This is a genomic window from Paraburkholderia sediminicola (assembly GCF_046026895.1).
GTDB lineage: Bacteria > Pseudomonadota > Gammaproteobacteria > Burkholderiales > Burkholderiaceae > Paraburkholderia > Paraburkholderia sediminicola_C.
In genome coordinates this window covers 1-306 of sequence record NZ_JAQQEU010000311.1, presented here as the reverse complement: position 1 = coordinate 306, position 306 = coordinate 1, and the positions used below count along the sequence as shown (strand labels likewise).

The following is a 306-nucleotide window of genomic DNA, read 5'->3' as shown; positions in this document are numbered from 1 at the left end:
TGCGATGATGGCACGGCTGCTCGGCGTCTCGACAAGCGGCTATTACTCGTGGCTGGTGCGAGAGCCCGCGATGCACACACGTAGCGATGCGCAACTGCTCGCGCGCATCCGCACGCTACATGCGAGCTCGCGCGGCACGTATGGGGCACCGCGTATCCATGCGCAGCTCGCGCGCGAAGGCGTACACGTGGGGCGCAAGCGGGTGGCGCGCCTCATGCGTATGGCGGGTCTGTGCGGGGCAAGCCGGCGGCGCTGGCCGCGCACCACACGGCCACGCGCAGGCGCCCGGCGTGCGCCTGATCTGGT

General features: G+C 70.6%; 1 protein-coding gene. It reads left to right on the top strand.

Annotation, left to right across the window (positions count from 1 at the left end):
- Positions 1-306: IS3 family transposase (locus PQR02_RS40905; RefSeq protein WP_408243465.1), on the top strand; the 306-nt coding region annotated here is incomplete at both ends.